Origin of the sequence: Pseudomonas sp. DWP2-2 (assembly GCF_049897065.1) — a bacterium.
GTDB classification, from domain to species: domain Bacteria; phylum Pseudomonadota; class Gammaproteobacteria; order Pseudomonadales; family Pseudomonadaceae; genus Aquipseudomonas; species Aquipseudomonas paracarnis.
Genome location: NZ_JAFCVN010000008.1, coordinates 114,743 through 131,812 on the forward strand (window position 1 = coordinate 114,743; position 17,070 = coordinate 131,812).

Annotated in this window: 14 protein-coding genes; 8 read left to right on the top strand and 6 right to left on the bottom strand. The window is 61.3% G+C overall.

Translation table 11 applies throughout. From position 1 onward, the window contains the following. The first annotated feature begins 1 nt into the window (after position 1). Together garD and ACP7CZ_RS18510 are read left to right on the top strand one after the other, a co-directional pair. On the top strand, positions 2 to 1,555 hold the full coding sequence (garD, locus tag ACP7CZ_RS18505; protein WP_294161811.1) for a galactarate dehydratase: 1,554 nt from the start codon (positions 2 to 4) through the stop codon (positions 1,553 to 1,555). Positions 1,556 to 1,774: 219 nt separating this feature from the next. Beyond that, on the top strand, positions 1,775 to 2,716 hold the full coding sequence (locus ACP7CZ_RS18510) for an AEC family transporter (protein WP_034126295.1): 942 nt from the start codon (positions 1,775 to 1,777) through the stop codon (positions 2,714 to 2,716). Between the two features lie 124 nt (positions 2,717 to 2,840). Here the strand turns inward: ACP7CZ_RS18510 and ACP7CZ_RS18515 are convergent, their stop codons facing one another. The 6 genes from ACP7CZ_RS18515 to gatC all read right to left on the bottom strand — a co-directional run bounded on the left by ACP7CZ_RS18515 (position 2,841) and on the right by gatC (position 8,040). Beyond that, on the bottom strand, positions 2,841 to 3,224 hold the full coding sequence (locus ACP7CZ_RS18515; RefSeq protein WP_034126296.1) for a carboxymuconolactone decarboxylase family protein: 384 nt from the start codon (positions 3,222 to 3,224) through the stop codon (positions 2,841 to 2,843). Then, a complete protein-coding gene (locus ACP7CZ_RS18520; protein ID WP_200582828.1) occupies positions 3,221 to 4,300 on the bottom strand; it encodes a calcium/sodium antiporter in 1,080 nt (359 codons plus the stop codon). Before ACP7CZ_RS18520 ends, ACP7CZ_RS18515 begins: the two co-directional genes overlap by 4 nt. A gap of 26 nt (positions 4,301 to 4,326) precedes the next feature. After that, positions 4,327 to 4,698: a septal ring lytic transglycosylase RlpA family protein gene (locus ACP7CZ_RS18525; RefSeq protein ID WP_034126298.1), complete on the bottom strand. Its 372-nt coding sequence runs from the start codon at positions 4,696 to 4,698 to the stop codon at positions 4,327 to 4,329. A 130-nt stretch (positions 4,699 to 4,828) separates the two neighbouring features. Then, entirely contained in the window at positions 4,829 to 6,274 is a 1,446-nt protein-coding gene (gene gatB, locus ACP7CZ_RS18530) for an Asp-tRNA(Asn)/Glu-tRNA(Gln) amidotransferase subunit GatB (RefSeq protein ID WP_054897023.1), read from the bottom strand. Between the two features lie 10 nt (positions 6,275 to 6,284). Beyond that, on the bottom strand, positions 6,285 to 7,736 hold the full coding sequence (gene gatA / locus ACP7CZ_RS18535) for an Asp-tRNA(Asn)/Glu-tRNA(Gln) amidotransferase subunit GatA (protein ID WP_014716920.1): 1,452 nt from the start codon (positions 7,734 to 7,736) through the stop codon (positions 6,285 to 6,287). 16 nt (positions 7,737 to 7,752) lie between these two features. Next, positions 7,753 to 8,040: an Asp-tRNA(Asn)/Glu-tRNA(Gln) amidotransferase subunit GatC gene (gene gatC, locus ACP7CZ_RS18540; RefSeq protein WP_003188556.1), complete on the bottom strand. Its 288-nt coding sequence runs from the start codon at positions 8,038 to 8,040 to the stop codon at positions 7,753 to 7,755. A gap of 210 nt (positions 8,041 to 8,250) precedes the next feature. Between gatC and mreB the strand changes: the two genes are divergently transcribed. The 6 genes from mreB (at position 8,251) to ACP7CZ_RS18570 (ending at position 17,059) form a co-directional block, all read left to right on the top strand. Next, positions 8,251 to 9,288, top strand: coding sequence for a rod shape-determining protein MreB (gene mreB / locus ACP7CZ_RS18545; protein WP_002555108.1), 1,038 nt, complete (start codon positions 8,251 to 8,253; stop codon positions 9,286 to 9,288). A 139-nt stretch (positions 9,289 to 9,427) separates the two neighbouring features. Further along, positions 9,428 to 10,501, top strand: coding sequence for a rod shape-determining protein MreC (gene mreC, locus ACP7CZ_RS18550; protein WP_072447076.1), 1,074 nt, complete (start codon positions 9,428 to 9,430; stop codon positions 10,499 to 10,501). Then, complete coding sequence (gene mreD / locus ACP7CZ_RS18555; protein WP_003188558.1) at positions 10,501 to 10,989, top strand: rod shape-determining protein MreD; 489 nt, start codon at positions 10,501 to 10,503, stop codon at positions 10,987 to 10,989. Before mreC ends, mreD begins: the two co-directional genes overlap by 1 nt. A gap of 51 nt (positions 10,990 to 11,040) precedes the next feature. After that, positions 11,041 to 11,637, top strand: coding sequence for a Maf family protein (locus ACP7CZ_RS18560; RefSeq protein ID WP_060764720.1), 597 nt, complete (start codon positions 11,041 to 11,043; stop codon positions 11,635 to 11,637). A gap of 70 nt (positions 11,638 to 11,707) precedes the next feature. After that, positions 11,708 to 13,165 carry a ribonuclease G gene (rng, locus tag ACP7CZ_RS18565; protein ID WP_003188562.1) on the top strand — a complete coding sequence of 486 codons (1,458 nt, stop codon included), beginning with the start codon at positions 11,708 to 11,710 and terminating at the stop codon, positions 13,163 to 13,165. Positions 13,166 to 13,243: 78 nt separating this feature from the next. Then, a complete protein-coding gene (locus tag ACP7CZ_RS18570; protein ID WP_054897021.1) occupies positions 13,244 to 17,059 on the top strand; it encodes a YhdP family protein in 3,816 nt (1,271 codons plus the stop codon). The last annotated feature ends 11 nt before the right edge of the window (positions 17,060 to 17,070 follow it).

Below are 17,070 nucleotides of genomic sequence, written 5' to 3' on the forward strand. Positions count from 1 at the left end.
GATGCAGTTGATTGAACATGCCGACTCGCCGCGCTCGATCCGTTTGCACGAGCGCGACAATGTGGTGATCGTGGTGAACGATCAAGGGGTACCCGCCGGTACCGAGTTTCCCGACGGCCTGGTCACCGTGGATTTCATCCCGCAGGGCCACAAGGTGACGCTGGAAGACATCCCCGAGGGCGGCCAGATTATTCGCTACGGCCAGACCATCGGTTATGCCCTGGCGCCGATTCCGCGTGGCAGTTGGGTGCAGGAGGACCAGTTGCGCATGCCCACCGCACCGCCGCTGGACAGCTTGCCGCTGTCCACCGAGGTGCCTGAAACCCAGGCGCCCCTGGAGGGGTTTACCTTCGAGGGCTATCGCAATGCGGACGGCACCGTGGGCACGCGCAACATCCTCGGCATTACCACCACCGTGCAATGCGTTACCGGCGTGCTGGACCATGCGGTCAAGCGCATCAAGGACGAGTTGCTGCCCCAGTACCCGCATGTCGATGACGTGGTGGCGCTGACCCACAGCTACGGCTGCGGCGTGGCGATTACGGCGACGGATGCCTACATCCCCATCCGCACCGTGCGCAACCTGGCGCGCAACCCCAACCTGGGCGGCGAAGCCTTGGTGATCAGCCTGGGCTGTGAAAAGCTCCAGGCCGGCCAGGTGATGCACGACAACGACAGCTCCGTGGACCTGAGCGAGCCGTGGCTGTATCGCTTGCAGGATTCCAGCCATGGCTTTACCGAAATGATCGAGCAGATCATGGCCCTGGCCGACGTGCGCTTGAAAAAACTCAACCAGCGTCGCCGCGAAACCGTGCCGGCCTCCGAGTTGATCCTGGGCATGCAGTGCGGCGGCAGTGATGCGTTCTCCGGCATCACCGCCAACCCGGCGCTGGGGTATGCCTCGGACCTGTTACTGCGCGCCGGCGCGACGGTGATGTTTTCCGAAGTGACTGAAGTGCGCGATGCGATTTACCTGCTGACCTCACGCGCGAAGAACCCGGACGTCGCCCGCGAGCTGGTCCGGGAAATGGACTGGTATGACCGTTACCTGGCCAAGGGCGAGGCAGACCGCAGCGCCAATACCACGCCGGGTAACAAGAAGGGCGGGCTGTCGAATATTGTCGAGAAGTCGTTGGGCTCCATCGTCAAATCCGGCAGCAGTGCAATCAACGGTGTACTTGGCCCTGGCGAGCGCTTCAAGGAAAAGGGCCTGATCTTCTGCGCCACACCGGCCAGTGATTTTGTCTGCGGCACCTTGCAACTGGCAGCGGGGATGAACCTGCACGTGTTCACCACCGGGCGCGGCACGCCGTATGGGCTGGCGATGGCGCCGGTGGTGAAGGTCTCCACCCGCACCGAGCTTGCCCAGCGTTGGCCGGACCTGATCGATATCGACGCCGGGCGCATTGCGACGGGGCGTGCGAGTATCGAGGAGCTGGGTTGGGAGCTATTCCACTTCTATCTGGATGTGGCCAGCGGCAAGAAGCAGACCTGGGCAGAGCGGCATAAGCTGCATAACGACATCACGCTGTTCAACCCGGCGCCGATTACCTGAGACCAGGCGCTAACCCTGTAGGAGCGAGCTTGCTCGCGAAAGACGCCAACAATAACGCGTGTTAACTGAATGAACGCGGCGCCTGGGAGTTTCTCGCGAGCAAGCTCGCTCCTACGACGGCAAGCCAGCTCCCACATTTGAATGGCGTTGCCCACACGAACCCGCTCGTACTGGCTTATCATTAGCCAACTAACGACGCCCACCAAGGTTCTCCCCGGCATGCTGGCAATCTTCCTCACCACCCTCACCATCACCGCGCCGGTGTTTGCCATGCTGTTCCTGGGCGTGTTTCTAAAGCGCATCAATTGGATCAACGACAACTTTATCCACACCGCATCGTCCCTGGTGTTCAACGTGGCCATGCCGGCGCTGCTGTTCCTTGGCATTCTGCATGCCGACCTGCACTCGGCGCTCAAGCCGGGCCTGCTCATCTACTTCTGCGTCGCCACCCTGGTGAGCTTTGCCGTGGCCTGGGGTTGGGCGATCTTTCGCTGCAAGCGCGAAGACCGAGGCATCTACGCCCAAGGCGCGTTTCGTGGCAATAACGGGGTCATCGGCCTGGCACTGGCGGCCAGTATGTACGGCGATTACGGCATATCCCTGGGCGCGATCCTCGCCGCGCTGGTGATCCTCTTTTACAACACGCTGTCGACCATTGTGCTGGCGGTCTATAGCCCGGTGATCAAGTCCGACCCGTGGAGCATCTTCAAAAGCGTATTGGCCAACCCGCTGATTATCAGCGTGATCGTCGCTACGCCGTTCGCGTACTTCCAGATCGGCGTGCCCGGTTGGCTTGAGAAATCCTTGCAGTACCTGTCCGATACCACGCTGCCGCTGGCGCTGATTTGCATCGGTGGCACCTTGTCCATGGCCGCGCTGCGCAAGAGCGGCAACATGGCGTTGAGCGCGAGCCTGATGAAGATGATCTGGCTACCGGTGATCGCCACCCTGGGCGCGTGGTTGCTGGGGTTCCGAGGGCCGGAGTTGGGGATTCTGTTTCTGTATTTCGGCGCGCCGACCGCCGCCGCAAGCTTTGTGATGGCCCGGGCGGCGCAGGGTAATCATGAGCTGGCGGCCGCGATTATCGTGATCACCACGCTGATGGCGGCGGTGACCACGAATATCGGGATTTTTGTGTTGCAGGCGGGGGGTTGGATCTGAAATCGGCGGGCAGCTTGAGGCCCCATCGCAGCGATGCGGCGACCCGACAAGCCAGCTCCCACATGTGGACGTGTGAATACCCTCAAGTGTGGGGGCTGGCTTGCCTGCGATAGCTACAGGACAGTCACTGCTGATCGGCCTGATACGCCTCAATCACTTCCTGCGCCGCCCGAAACGCATCAATCGCCGCCGGCACCCCTGCATACACCGCGCAATGCAGCAGCGCTTCGCGGATCTCCTCGACCGTACAGCCATTATTCAGCGCACCGCGCACATGGCCCTTGAGTTCCTGCGGGCACTTGAGGGCGGTGAGGGCGGCGAGGGTGATCAGGCTGCGGGTCTTGAGCGGTAACCCTTCGCGGTTCCAGACGCTGCCCCACGCGTGCTCATTGACGAAGTCCTGCAGCGGTTGGGTGAACGCCGTGGCATTACCCAAGGCGCGGTCGACGAACGCATCGCCCATGACCTGGCGACGTACTTCAACCCCGGGTTTTTTCTGTTCGGTCATTGCGATTCCCTCTTGTGTTGGCGGTGCCAGGCGCGCAGTGAGGTGAACAACAGCAGAGCCCCTAACGCTGGCAGGACGTAATACAGCATCAATTGTTCAAGCTTGTTGGCCAGCGGCATGCCAGTGGTGAAGGCCATGACATGCAGCCCGTACGCCAGGTACAGCCCCAGCAGCACCAGCCCTTCGATACGTGTTACCCGATAGCCGGTATAGAACACCGGCAGGCACAGGATGATGGCGCCGAGCATCACCGGTAAATCGAAGTCCAGGGCGTTGGGCGAGACCGACAGCGGCGTCGGCGCCACCAGTGCGGTAAAGCCCAGCACGCCGAGCAGGTTGAACAGGTTGCTGCCGATCACGTTGCCCACGGCGATCTCCCGTTCGCCACGCAACGCGGCGATCAGCGATGTGGCAAGGCACGGCAGCGAGGTGCCGACGCCGATCAACGTGAGGCCGATGACGCGCTCCGACAATCCGAGATCGCCCGCTACATCCACCGCTGCGCCGAGCAACAAATGCCCGGCCAGCACCAGCACCAGCAAACCGCCGAGCATCAGCAGCACACTGCTCAGCCATGGCGCCTTCGCCACGGTGTCCAGAGTGCGCGGGCGGCGGGAATGACGCGTCTGGTAATGCAATACGCCAAGGTAGGCCACCAGCGCCACCAGCAGCACGGCGCCATCGAAGTGCGTCAGCATTTCGTTAGCCGCCAGGATAAATACCAGCAGGCCGGCGACGATCATCACCGGGATATCTACGCGCACCAGTTGCCGCGAGACCCGCAACGGAATGATCAGTGCGGACAAGCCCAGGGTCACGAGGATGTTGAAGATACTGCTGCCGATGACACTGCCCACAGCGATATCCGTGTTGCCGGCCAGCGTGGCCTGAAGGCTGACGGTCATCTGCGGCGCACTGCTGCCGAAGGCGACGATGCTCAAGCCGATGATCAGTGGCCGCACCTTGAGGCTCGCCGCCAGGCGTACTGCGGCGCGTACCAGGATTTCAGCGCCGATGATCAGCAAGATCAGGCCGCCCACCAGTTCGAGCAGGCTCCAGGGTGAGAGGGCGTTCAATCCGAAAATGCTCAAGGCTGCCTCGATCAGTTGTTCAGGGCTTGCACGCGTACCCGTGCGGTACCGCTGCGCAGCATGCGCAACTGCTCGGCAGCCTTGCGTGAAACGTCGATCAGGCGGCCACGGGTATGCGGGCCGCGATCAGTGATACGCACCACGACAGAACGGTTGTTGTCGAGGTTGGTCACCTTGACCTGCGTACCGAAGGGCAGGCGCCGATGGGCGGCGGTCAAGGCGTTCTGGTTGAAAGGTTCACCGCTGGCGGTTTTCTTGCCATGGTGCTTGGCGCCGTAATAGGACGCGGTGCCGGTTTCGTCGTAGCCGTTGGGGTCGATGAGGCCGCTGGCGCAACCGGCCAGCAGGGAGGACAGGGCCAGGAGGCCGAGTAGACGCTTCATTTCAAGATGTCCCCGTTGGATCGTTCCCACGCTCTGCGTGGGAATGCAGCTGGTGACGCTACGCGTCACAAAAGCGGACGCGGAGCGTCCCGTGAGGCGTTCCCACGCAGAGCGTGGGAACGATCATGGATCAGCCTTCGAGCTTGCTTTTGAGCAGTTCGTTCACCTGTTGCGGGTTGGCTTTGCCCTTGGAGGCTTTCATCGCCTGGCCGACAAAGAAGCCGAACATCTTGCCGCGCTTGGCTTCGTCTGCGGCGCGGTATTGCTCGACCTGTTCGGCATTGGCCGCGAGCATTTCATCGAGCACGGCCGAGATCGCGCCGCTGTCGGTGACTTGTTTGAGGCCACGCTTCTCGATGATCTCGTCGGCATTGCCTTCACCGGCGGCCATCGCTTCGAACACGGTCTTGGCAATTTTGCCGGAGATGGTGTTGTCCTTGATGCGCAGCAGCATGCCACCCAGTTGTTCGGCGGTGACCGGCGCGTCGTCGATTTCCAGGCCCTGTTTGTTCAACAGGCTGCCCAGCTCGACCATCACCCAGTTGGCCGCCAGCTTGGCGTCGCCGGCAATGCTCACGACTTTTTCGAAGTAGTTGGCTTGTTCACGGCTGGAGGCCAGGACGCTGGCATCGTAGACCGACAGGCCGAACTGCTCCTGGAAGCGCTCGCGTTTTTGCTGCGGCAGTTCCGGCAGGGTGGCGCGGATGTCATTGAGGAACGAATCCTCCAGCACCACCGGCAACAGGTCCGGGTCGGGGAAGTAACGGTAGTCGTTGGCTTCCTCTTTGCTGCGCATGGCGCGGGTTTCGTCTTTGTTCGGGTCGTACAGGCGCGTTTGCTGGATCACCTTGCCGCCGTCTTCGATCAGTTCGATCTGGCGACGTACTTCGCTGTTGATCGCTTTCTCGATGAAGCGGAACGAGTTGACGTTCTTGATCTCGCAGCGGGTGCCGAACTCGACCTGGCCCTTGGGGCGGATCGACACGTTGCAATCGCAACGCAGCGAGCCTTCGGCCATGTTGCCGTCGCAGATGCCCAGGTAGCGCACCAGCGCGTGGATGGTCTTGACGTAGGCCACGGCTTCCTTGGCGCTGCGCATGTCCGGCTCGGACACGATCTCCAGCAGCGGCGTGCCGGCACGGTTCAGGTCGATACCGGTGGCGCCCGGGAATTCTTCGTGCAGGCTTTTGCCGGCGTCTTCCTCCAGGTGTGCACGGGTGACGCCGACGCGCTTGATGGTGCCGTCTTCCAGGGGAATGTCCAGGTGGCCCTTGCCGACAATCGGCAGTTCCATCTGGCTGATCTGGTAGCCCTTGGGCAGGTCCGGGTAGAAGTAGTTCTTGCGCGCAAACACGTTGTGCTGGCCGATTTCGGCGTCAATCGCCAGGCCGAACATCACCGCCATGCGCACCGCTTCCTGGTTCAGCACCGGTAGCACGCCGGGCATGCCCAGGTCTACCAGGCTGGCCTGGGTATTGGGCTCGGAGCCGAACGTGGTGGCGCTACCGGAGAAAATCTTCGATTGGGTGGCGAGCTGGGTATGAATCTCCAGCCCGATCACAACTTCCCATTGCATAGTGTTCTCCTCAGAAGCCGGTAGGGGTGCGGGTGTGCCAGTCGGTGTTCAACTGGTACTGGTGCGCCACATTGAGCAGGCGGCCTTCCTGGAAATATGGGGCGAGCAATTGCACGCCCACCGGCAGGCCATCGACGAAACCTGCGGGCATGGACAAGCCCGGCAAGCCCGCGAGGTTGGCGGTGATGGTGTAGAGGTCTTCCAGGTATTCGGCGATCGGGTCGCCGGTCTTGGCGCCGATCTTCCACGCCAGGTTCGGCGCGGTCGGGCCAAGGATCACATCGACTTCTTCAAAGGCGGCCATGAAGTCGTTCTTGATCAGGCGACGGATTTTTTGCGCCTTGAGGTAGTACGCGTCGTAGTAGCCGGCCGACAGGGCGTAGGCCCCGACCATGATCCGGCGCTGCACTTCACTGCCGAAGCCTTCGCCGCGGGAGCGTTTGTACAGGTCGGTGAGGTCTTTCGGGTTCTCGCAGCGGTAGCCGAAGCGCACGCCGTCGAAACGCGACAGGTTGGAAGAGGCCTCTGCTGGCGCGATCACGTAGTAGGCGGGAATCGCGTGCTGGTTGTTCGGCAGGCTGATTTCCTTGATCACGGCGCCAAGCTTTTCCAGCTCTTTGATGCTGTTTTGCACCAGTTCGGCGATACGCGGGTCGAGGCCAGCGCTGAAGTATTCCTTCGGCACGCCGATGCGCAGGCCCTTGATCGAGGTGTTCAGGCTGGCGCTGTAGTCCGGCACTGGCTCGTCGATGCTGGTGGAGTCCTGTTTATCGAAGCCTGCCATGCCTTGTAACAATATTGCGCAGTCTTCAGCCGTGCGTGCCAGAGGGCCGCCCTGATCGAGACTTGAGGCGTAGGCGATCATGCCCCAGCGGGAAACGCGACCGTAGGTCGGCTTCAGGCCGGTGAGGTTGGTGAAGGCGGCTGGCTGGCGGATCGAACCGCCGGTATCGGTGGCGGTAGCGGCCGGCAGGAAGCGTGCGGCCACGGCCGCAGCCGAACCACCGGACGAACCACCCGGGACGTGTTCCAGGTTCCACGGGTTTTTCACCGCACCGTAGTAGCTGGACTCGTTGGCCGAACCCATGGCGAATTCGTCCATGTTGGTCTTGCCAAGGGTCACGGCGCCGGCGGCGGCCAGCTTGGCGACCACAGTGGCGTCGTAGGGCGCCTTGAAGTTGTCGAGCATCTTCGAGCCGCAGCTGGTGCGAATGCCCTGGGTGCAGAACAGGTCCTTGTGGGCGATCGGTGCGCCGAGCAGCGCGCCGTTCTCACCGTTGGCGCGACGGGCGTCGGCGGCCTTGGCCTGGCTCAGGGCCAGCTCCTCGGTGAGGCTGATGAAGCTGTTGACCTTCGGATCGAGCGCGGCGATACGCGCCAGCAAGGTCTGGGTCAGCTCTTCGGAAGAAAACGATTTGTCGGCGAGACCGCGGGCGATCTCGGCCAGAGTCATGTGATGCATGAAAGGCTCTTTCCCTTTAGTCGATGACTTTCGGAACCAGGTACAGGCCGTTTTCGACCGCTGGCGCGATGGACTGGTAGGCCTCGCGATTATTGCGTTCGGTCACGACGTCTGCGCGCAGGCGCTGGCTGGCTTCCAGTGGGTGAGCCAGGGGCTCGATGCCGTCGGTATTCACGGCCTGCATTTGGTCGACCAGCCCGAGAATGCTGTTCAGGGCTGCGGTGGTCTGTGGAAGATCGGCATCATTAAGGCCAAGCGAGGCCAAATGTGCGATTTTTTCCACGTCGGAGCGTTCAAGCGCCATGGGATTCTCCAGTGGAAAACAGAACGGAGGGCGTCCGTGTGTTAGATTGTCGGAACACTACCGCATTTCTACGGTCATAAGGCCGCGATTGTGGGGGTTGGTGCACAGAAAGTCGGCCAATTTAGCACATTGGCGCCTTGCCCAAAATCCCTGTCGTTGTTAGAGTTTGCCGCACTTTTTTACCCACGCGTTGCCTAGGGTCCTTTCCCCATGTTCAAGAAACTGCGTGGCATGTTTTCCAGCGATCTCTCCATTGACCTGGGCACTGCCAACACCCTTATTTACGTGCGCGAGCGCGGTATCGTTCTGAATGAGCCATCGGTTGTGGCCATTCGGACCCATGGTAATCAGAAAAGTGTCGTTGCCGTTGGCACCGAGGCCAAGCGCATGCTCGGCCGTACACCAGGCAATATTGCTGCCATTCGTCCGATGAAGGATGGCGTGATCGCCGATTTCAGCGTCTGTGAAAAGATGCTGCAGTACTTCATCAACAAAGTTCACGAAAACAGTTTCCTGCAGCCCAGCCCTCGCGTGCTGATCTGCGTTCCGTGCAAGTCCACCCAGGTGGAGCGTCGCGCCATCCGTGAATCGGCCCTTGGCGCCGGTGCCCGTGAAGTATTCCTGATCGAAGAGCCAATGGCGGCTGCGATCGGTGCCGGCCTGCCGGTGGAAGAAGCGCGCGGTTCGATGGTGGTGGATATCGGTGGTGGTACTACCGAAATCGCCCTGATTTCCCTGAACGGTGTGGTGTATGCCGAATCCGTGCGCGTGGGCGGCGACCGCTTCGACGAAGCGATCATCACTTATGTGCGTCGTAACTACGGCAGCCTGATCGGCGAATCCACCGCCGAGCGCATCAAGCAGGAAATCGGCACCGCTTACCCAGGCGGTGAAGTGCGCGAAGTCGATGTGCGCGGTCGCAACTTGGCCGAAGGCGTTCCACGTGCCTTCACCCTGAACTCCAATGAAGTGCTGGAGGCTCTGCAAGAGTCCCTGGCCACCATCGTTCAGGCGGTGAAAAGTGCTCTGGAACAATCGCCGCCGGAGCTGGCTTCCGATATTGCCGAGCGTGGCCTGGTACTGACCGGTGGTGGCGCCTTGCTGCGCGACCTCGACAAGTTGCTGGCCCAGGAAACCGGCCTGCCAGTGATCGTCGCCGAAGACCCGCTGACCTGCGTTGCCCGTGGCGGTGGTCGTGCGCTGGAAATGATGGATAAACACACCATGGACCTGCTCTCCAGCGAATAAGATTGCCTGGATGGTTCATGCTTCGTCGGCAGGCAGCACTTTGCAGTGCTGCCTGTTGGCGTTTATCTTCTTCAATCTGCATCCAGGCCGGTTTGATGCCGTATGAATAAAGAGAACATTTGCCTGGGAGGAGCGGCTTATTAAACCGCTTTTCGCCAAAGGCCCCTCATTGGGTGTGCGCTTATTGGTGCTGACCGTGCTTTCGGTCGCGCTGATGGTGGTCGATGCCCGCTTTGCACTGCTCAAGCCGGTGCGCAGCCAGATGTCGCTGGTGTTGATGCAGACCTACTGGATCACCGACCTGCCGCAACGTCTCTTCCAGGGCGTGTCCAGCCAATTTGGCAGCCGCACCGAACTGGTCGCCGAGAACGAAAAACTCAAGACTGAAAACCTGCTGTTGCAGGGGCGCATGCAAAAGCTGGCGGCCCTCACCGAGCAGAACGTTCGGCTGCGCGAGTTGCTCAATTCTTCCGCGCTGGTCAACGAAAAGGTCGAAGTGGCCGAGCTGATCGGCATGGACCCCAACCCCTTTACCCACCGCATCATCATCAACAAGGGTGAGCGCGACGGTGTGGTGCTTGGCCAGCCGGTGCTCGATGCCCGTGGCCTGATGGGCCAGGTGGTGGAGTTGATGCCCTACACCTCGCGGGTACTATTGCTGACGGATACGACCCACAGCATTCCGGTGCAGGTCAACCGTAACGGCTTGCGCGCAATCGCCAGCGGCACCGGTAACCCGGAACGCCTGGAGCTGCGCCATGTGGCGGATACCGCTGACATCAAGGAAGGCGACCTGTTGGTCAGCTCTGGCCTGGGCCAGCGCTTCCCGGCGGGTTATCCGGTGGCGACGGTCAAAGAGGTGATCCACGATTCCGGCCAGCCGTTCGCTATCGTTCGGGCGGTACCGACTGCCGCGCTGAACCGCAGCCGTTACCTGCTGCTGGTGTTCAGCGACAACCGCACCCCGGAAGAGCGCGCTAACGACGCTGCCCAGGCCCAGGAAGCGGAGGACCAGCAGAATGGCACCGCGCCTATCGTGCCGGCCACGGTGCCAAAACCTGCTTTTGTTGGCCCACCTGCACCCGCCCCAGCCACGTCACCTGCACCGGCAGCTGCAGCACCTGTGGCAACGCCGGCCAAACCTGCCGCGCATAACGCGCGCCCGGCTAAACCGACCGCCGCTCCGGCCACCACACCGCAGAGGGGGGACTAATGGCGGGTACTCATTCACGCAATGGCTGGATCGTCTGGCTGACCTTCGCCATCGGCTTGCTGCTCAGCGTCTCGCCGCTGCCGCAGTTCATGGAAATCCTTCGCCCGCTCTGGCTGGCCTTGTTGCTGGCGTTCTGGTCATTGAACCTGCCGCACAAGGTGGGCATGGTCACGGCCATGTGCCTGGGGTTGGCCGAAGATGTGCTGTATGGCACCTTGCTAGGCCAGAACGCGTTGATCCTGACCCTGATTACCTTTCTGGTGCTGTCGCTGCAGCAGCGCTTGCGCATGTTCCCGATGTGGCAGCAGTGCCTGGTGATCCTGGTGATCTTCGGCCTGGCGCAGTTGGTGCAGCTATGGCTCAGCGCGTTGACCGGCAACCGCCAGCCGACCCTGGCCTTGGTTCTGCCGGCGCTGGTCAGCGCCTTGTTATGGCCCTGGATCAGTTTTGGCCTGCGTGGGCTGCGTCGTCGCTATAAAATCAATTGAATGGATTGCGAGGCTCTGCCTGGTTATCGAACCCCACAGGGAGAGTCTGCAATGAATTCGCTTTATCTGGCCTCGGGCTCCCCGCGGCGACGTGAACTGCTGGCCCAGATCGGTGTGCCCTTCACCCTGGTCAGCGCCGCTATTGATGAAACTCCCCTGAACGACGAACCTGCCGTTGCCTATGTCGAGCGCCTTGCGCGGGGCAAGGCGACGGCAGGTTTTGTCGCGCTTGGCCACACCTCGGGCACCTGCGTACTGGGGGCCGACACGGCGGTGATTGTCGATGGGCGGATCCTGGGCAAGCCGGTGGACCAGGCTGATGCACTGGCCATGCTGATGGCCCTTTCCGGCCGCGAGCATGAAGTGCTCACCGCCATCGCCCTGACCGACGGCCAGCAATGTGAAACCCAATGTGTCAGCAGCCGTGTACGTTTCCGCGAGGTTTCTGTGCGGGAGGCTACCACCTACTGGCACAGTGGCGAACCGCAGGACAAGGCCGGCGGCTATGCTATCCAAGGGCTGGGCTCGGTGTTTGTGGCCGGGCTGAATGGCAGTTATTCCGCCGTGGTGGGCCTGCCAGTCTGCGAAACCGCGCAACTGCTCGCCCAATTCGGCATACCCTGTTGGCAAAACCTTACCGTGTGCTGAACGCCGTATTCCAGCGCCAAGCCTTAAGCGAACGGTCACTATTGTGAAAACGCCTGAACGAGACCCAGCCATGAGTGAAGAGATTCTGATCAATATCACGCCGATGGAATCGCGCGTGGCGGTGGTAGAGAACGGTGTTCTGCAAGAAGTGCATGTCGAGCGCACCCAGAAGCGCGGGATCGTCGGCAATATCTACAAAGGCAAGGTGGTGCGCGTATTGCCGGGCATGCAGGCGGCCTTCGTCGACATCGGCCTGGACCGTGCAGCGTTTATCCATGCCTCGGAAATTTCCTTGCGCGAGGGCCCTGCGGTGGAAAGCATCAGCGCTCTGGTGCACGAGGGCCAGAGCCTGGTGGTGCAAGTCACCAAGGACCCCATCGGTTCCAAGGGCGCCCGCTTGACCACCCAGCTGTCGATTCCCTCGCGCTACCTGGTGTACATGCCGCGCACCGCCCATGTGGGCATTTCCTTGAAGATCGAAGATGAAGCCGAGCGCGAGCGCCTGAAGAAGGTGGTCAGCGACTGCGTCGCCGCCGAGGGCATCAAGGAAGCGGGCGGGTTTATCCTGCGCACCGCCGCAGAAGGCGCAGGCGCTGACGAGATCCTCATGGATATTCGCTACCTGCGGCGCTTGTGGGACCAAATCGACGCGCAGATCAAGACCATTGGCGCGCCCAGCGTCATTTATGAAGACCTTGGCCTGGCGTTGCGCACGTTGCGCGATCTGGTCAGCCCGAAGATCGAGAAAATTCGCATCGATTCGCGGGAAACCTTCCAGCGCACCACGCAATTTGTTGCTGAGTTGATGCCAGAAATCGCCGATCGCCTGGAACACTACCCCGGCGAGCGGCCGATATTCGACCTGTATGGCGTCGAAGACGAAATCCAGAAAGCCCTGGAGCGCAAGGTGCCACTCAAGTCCGGCGGCTACCTGGTGGTGGACCCGGCAGAAGCCATGACCACCATCGACGTCAACACCGGTGCCTTCGTGGGCCATCGCAACCTTGAAGAGACGATCTTCAAGACCAACCTCGAAGCGGCCACGGCCATCGCTCGTCAACTGCGCCTGCGTAACCTGGGCGGCATCATCATCATCGACTTCATCGACATGGAAGATGAAGAGCACCAGCGCCAGGTGCTGCGTACGCTTGAAAAACAACTGGAGCGCGATCACGCCAAGACCAACATCATCGGCATCACCGAGTTGGGCCTGGTGCAGATGACCCGCAAGCGCACGCGTGAAAGCCTGGAACAGGTACTGTGCGAGCCGTGCAGCAGTTGCCAGGGGCGCGGCAAACTGAAGACCCCGGAAACGGTTTGCTACGAGATTTTCCGTGAGATCCTGCGGGAGGCACGCGCCTATCAGGCCGAAGGTTATAGAGTGCTTGCCAATCAGAAGGTGGTGGATCGCCTGCTGGACGAAGAGTCCGGTAACGTCGCCGAACTGGAAAGTTTTATCGGTCGCACCATTCGCTTCCAGGTCGAAACCATGTATTCCCAGGAACAATACGACGTGGTGTTGCTCTGATCCCCAACTGTGCACTTTCTTCGAGACCGGCAGACCTTGATCTGCGGTCCGCTAACTGTTTTTTGAGGGTCGCCTGACATGGAGCGTCTGATACGCTTTTTTGCCGCTTTGACCCGTTGGAGTCTGGGCCTGTGTGCGTTGTTGCTGGTATTGGCGGCGGTGTACGTGAGCCTGGGGCGCGAACTCACCCCGCTGGTGGCCGAATACCGCGCCGAAGTCGAGGCCAAGGCCCAGGCTGCGCTGGATACACCGCTGCATATCGGTAGCCTGGAAGGCCGCTGGAGCGGGTTTGCCCCGGTATTGCTGGCTCACGACGTCATGGTCGGCGAGGGCAGCAGTGCCTTGCGCCTGGACCAGGTGGAAGTGGTGCCGGATATGTGGGCCAGCCTGTTGGCCCGCGAAGTGCGTATCGCTCATCTGCAAGTCAGTGGCTTGCAACTGAGTGTCAAGGAAGACCAGGACGGCCGCTGGACCCTGCAAGGCTTGCCGGTGCAGGACGACCAGCCGTTGGACCCGCAACAACTGCTGACGCGCATGCAAATGGTCAAGCGCGTGTCGGTGCTGGACAGCCAGGTGACCCTGCAACCCTTCGACCAGGCACCAGTGACCGTGACCTATGTGGGCCTGAGCCTGCATACCGGCATGAGCCAGCAGCGTCTGGACGCTCGCCTGACATTGCCCGATGGCCAACCGTTGGCGGTCAGCCTGCGTAGCCGCATTCGTGCCAGCCAGTGGCAAGACGCTGAGGTCGATGCCTACCTGAGCCTGCCGCAGAGCGACTGGGCCAAGTGGATTCCCGCCAAACTGACCCAGCAATGGAAGCTGACGCAATTGAAGGCTGGCGGCGAGTTTTGGCTCAGTTGGGCCAAAGGTACGGTGCAAAGCGCTGCCGTGCGCCTCAATTCGCCCCAAGTGAAGGGCAGCTATGCCGACCGTAAGCCGGTACACCTCGAAAACCTGGCCCTGACCGCCTACCTGCAGCGCAGTGACACTGGCCTCAAGGTGCTGTTTGATTCCCTGGCGATGAACATTGGCGAAACCCGCTGGGAGTCGCGCCTGCAATTGCAGCAAAGCCTGGCGACCGACAAGGAACAGGAAGTATGGAAATTGCAGGCCGACCGCCTCGACCTGACCCCCATTACCCCGTTGCTCAACGCCTTGGCGCCGCTGCCAGACGGTTTCGCCAAGGCCGTCGAACACCTCAAAGCCACTGGCCTGTTACGCAATGTGCTGGTGGACTTCCGACCGCAAGACACCACCGACCGCAAACTCAGTTTTGCCGCCAACCTGGAGCGTGTCGGCTTCGATGCCTACTTTGGCGCACCGGCCGCACGCAATGTATCCGGCAGCATCAGTGGCGACCTGGGCCAGGGTGAGTTGCGCATGGACAGCAAGGACTTTTCCTTGCATCTGTATCCGATCTTCGCCAAGCCGTGGCAGTACATCCAGGCGAATGCGCGCCTGACCTGGAAGCTGGACAAGCAAGGCTTCACCCTGATCGCCCCGTATATCAAGGTACTGGGCGAGGAAGGCAAGGTGGCGGCGGACTTCCTGATTCGTCTGCATTTCGACCACAGCCAGGAAGACTACATGGACCTGCGGGTCGGCATGGTCGATGGCGATGGCCGTTTCACCCCCAAGTATCTACCCGCCGTGTTGAGCCCGGCGCTGGATGAATGGCTGCGCACGGCGATCCTCAAGGGCGCGGTGGACGAAGGCTTCTTCCAGTACCAGGGCTCGCTCAGCCACAATGCGCTGCCCGCATCGCGCAATATCAGCCTGTTCTTCAAGGTGCATGATGCCGAACTCGCCTTCCAGCCGGGCTGGCCTCATGTGAACAAGGTCAATGGCGAAGTGTTTGTCGAGGAGAGCGGCGTACGCATTCTGGCGAGCAAGGGCCAGTTGCTCGACACCCAGGTCAAGGATGTCTACGTCAATATCCCCCACGCCCCAGCGGGCGGGGACAGTCATCTGCTGCTCACGGGCGGGTTCTCCGGCGGTTTGGGCGACGGCCTGAAGATCCTTCAAGAAGCCCCTATCGGCACGGCGTCTACGTTCGCCGGCTGGAAAGGCGAGGGCGACCTGCAAGGTAGCCTGGACCTGGACGTACCGCTGGCCAAAGGCACTGAGCCCAAGATCGTGGTGGACTTCAAGACCGACAAGGCGCGCCTGCAATTGGCCGAGCCGCCGCTGGACCTGACCCAGCTCAAGGGTGATTTTCGCTTCGACAGCGCCAAGGGCCTGAGCGGGCAGAAGATCTCGGCCCAGGCGTTCGACCGCCCCATCACGGCGCAGATCTTTGCCGAAGGCAAACCGGGTAATATCAGCACGCGGGTGACTGCCAATGGCCAGGTCACCGTCAAGCGCCTTACGGACTGGTTGAAAATCAGCCAGCCGTTGCCGGTCTCCGGCGATATTCCGTACCAGTTGCAAGTGATCCTGGACGGCGCGGACAGCCAGTTGATGGTCAACTCCAACCTCAAGGGTGTCGCGGTGGACCTGCCGGCACCGTTCGGCATGCCCGCCAGCCAGGGGCGTGACAGCACCTTTCGCATGACCTTGCAGGGTGCTGAGCGCCGTTACTGGTTTGATTACGGCGAGTTGGCGAATTTCACTTTTGCCGCGCCGCCGGACAAGTTCAATGATGGCCGCGGCGAACTGTTTCTCGGCGACGGTGATGCCATGTTGCCCGGTGCCAAGGGCCTGCGCATTCGTGGCGTGCTGTCGGAACTGGATATCGATCCCTGGAAGAAACTTGTGGATCGCTACGCGGGCAATGATCCAGGTGGCAATGCCAAGCAACTGCTCAGCGGTGCGGACTTCAAGGTGGGCAAACTGACCGGGTTTGGTACCCAGTTTGATCAGGTCAGCTTGCAGCTCGATCGCAAACCAGCGGCCTGGGGCCTGCAACTCGATAGCCAGCAAGCCAAGGGCGCGGTGAACCTGCCGGACGCCAAAGGCGCGCCGATTGCGGTCAATCTCAAGTATGTGAAATTGCCTGCGCCAGACCCGACCGCGCAGGCGGACGAAAACGCGCCGGACCCGCTGGCCGATATCGACCCAAAAAGCATTCCGGCGCTGGATATTGCCGTCGACCAGCTGTTCCAGGGCTCGGACCTGATCGGGGCCTGGTCGCTGAGGATCCGCCCCACCGCCAAAGGGCTGGCCTTCAATAACCTCGACCTTGGCCTCAAGGGCATGCTGCTCAAGGGCGCCGGGGGTTGGGAAGGTGCGCCAGGCGCCAGCAGCAGTTGGTACAAGGGCCGCCTTGATGGCCGCAACATTGCCGACGTGCTCAAGGGCTGGGGTTTTGCGCCTACGGTGACCAGCGAAGACTTTCATCTGGACGTGGATGGCCGCTGGCCGGGGTCGCCGGCCTGGGTCGGGCCCAAGCGGTTTTCCGGCAGCCTGGATGCCGCGTTCCGTAAAGGTCAGTTCGTCGAAGTGGAGGGCGGGGCCCAGGCATTGCGAGTGTTTGGCCTGCTTAACTTCAACTCCATTGGGCGGCGTTTGCGTTTGGACTTTTCCGACTTGTTCGGCAAGGGCTTGAGCTACGACAGGGTCAAAGGCTTGTTGGCCGCCAGTAATGGCGTGTTCGTGACCCGCGAGCCCATCACCATGACCGGGCCTTCCACCAACCTGGAGCTTAACGGCACCCTGGATCTGGTTGCTGATCGCGTCGACGCCAAATTGCTGGTCACCTTGCCTGTGACCAACAACCTGCCGATTGCGGCGCTGATTGTCGGTGCGCCGGCCATTGGTGGTGCGCTGTTTTTGATCGACAAGCTGATCGGTGACCGGGTTTCGCGCTTCGCCAGTGTGCAATACAAGGTGCAAGGCCCCTGGAAGGATCCAAAAATCACCTTCGACAAGCCATTTGAAAAGCCAAACTGAGAGCCTGTGGA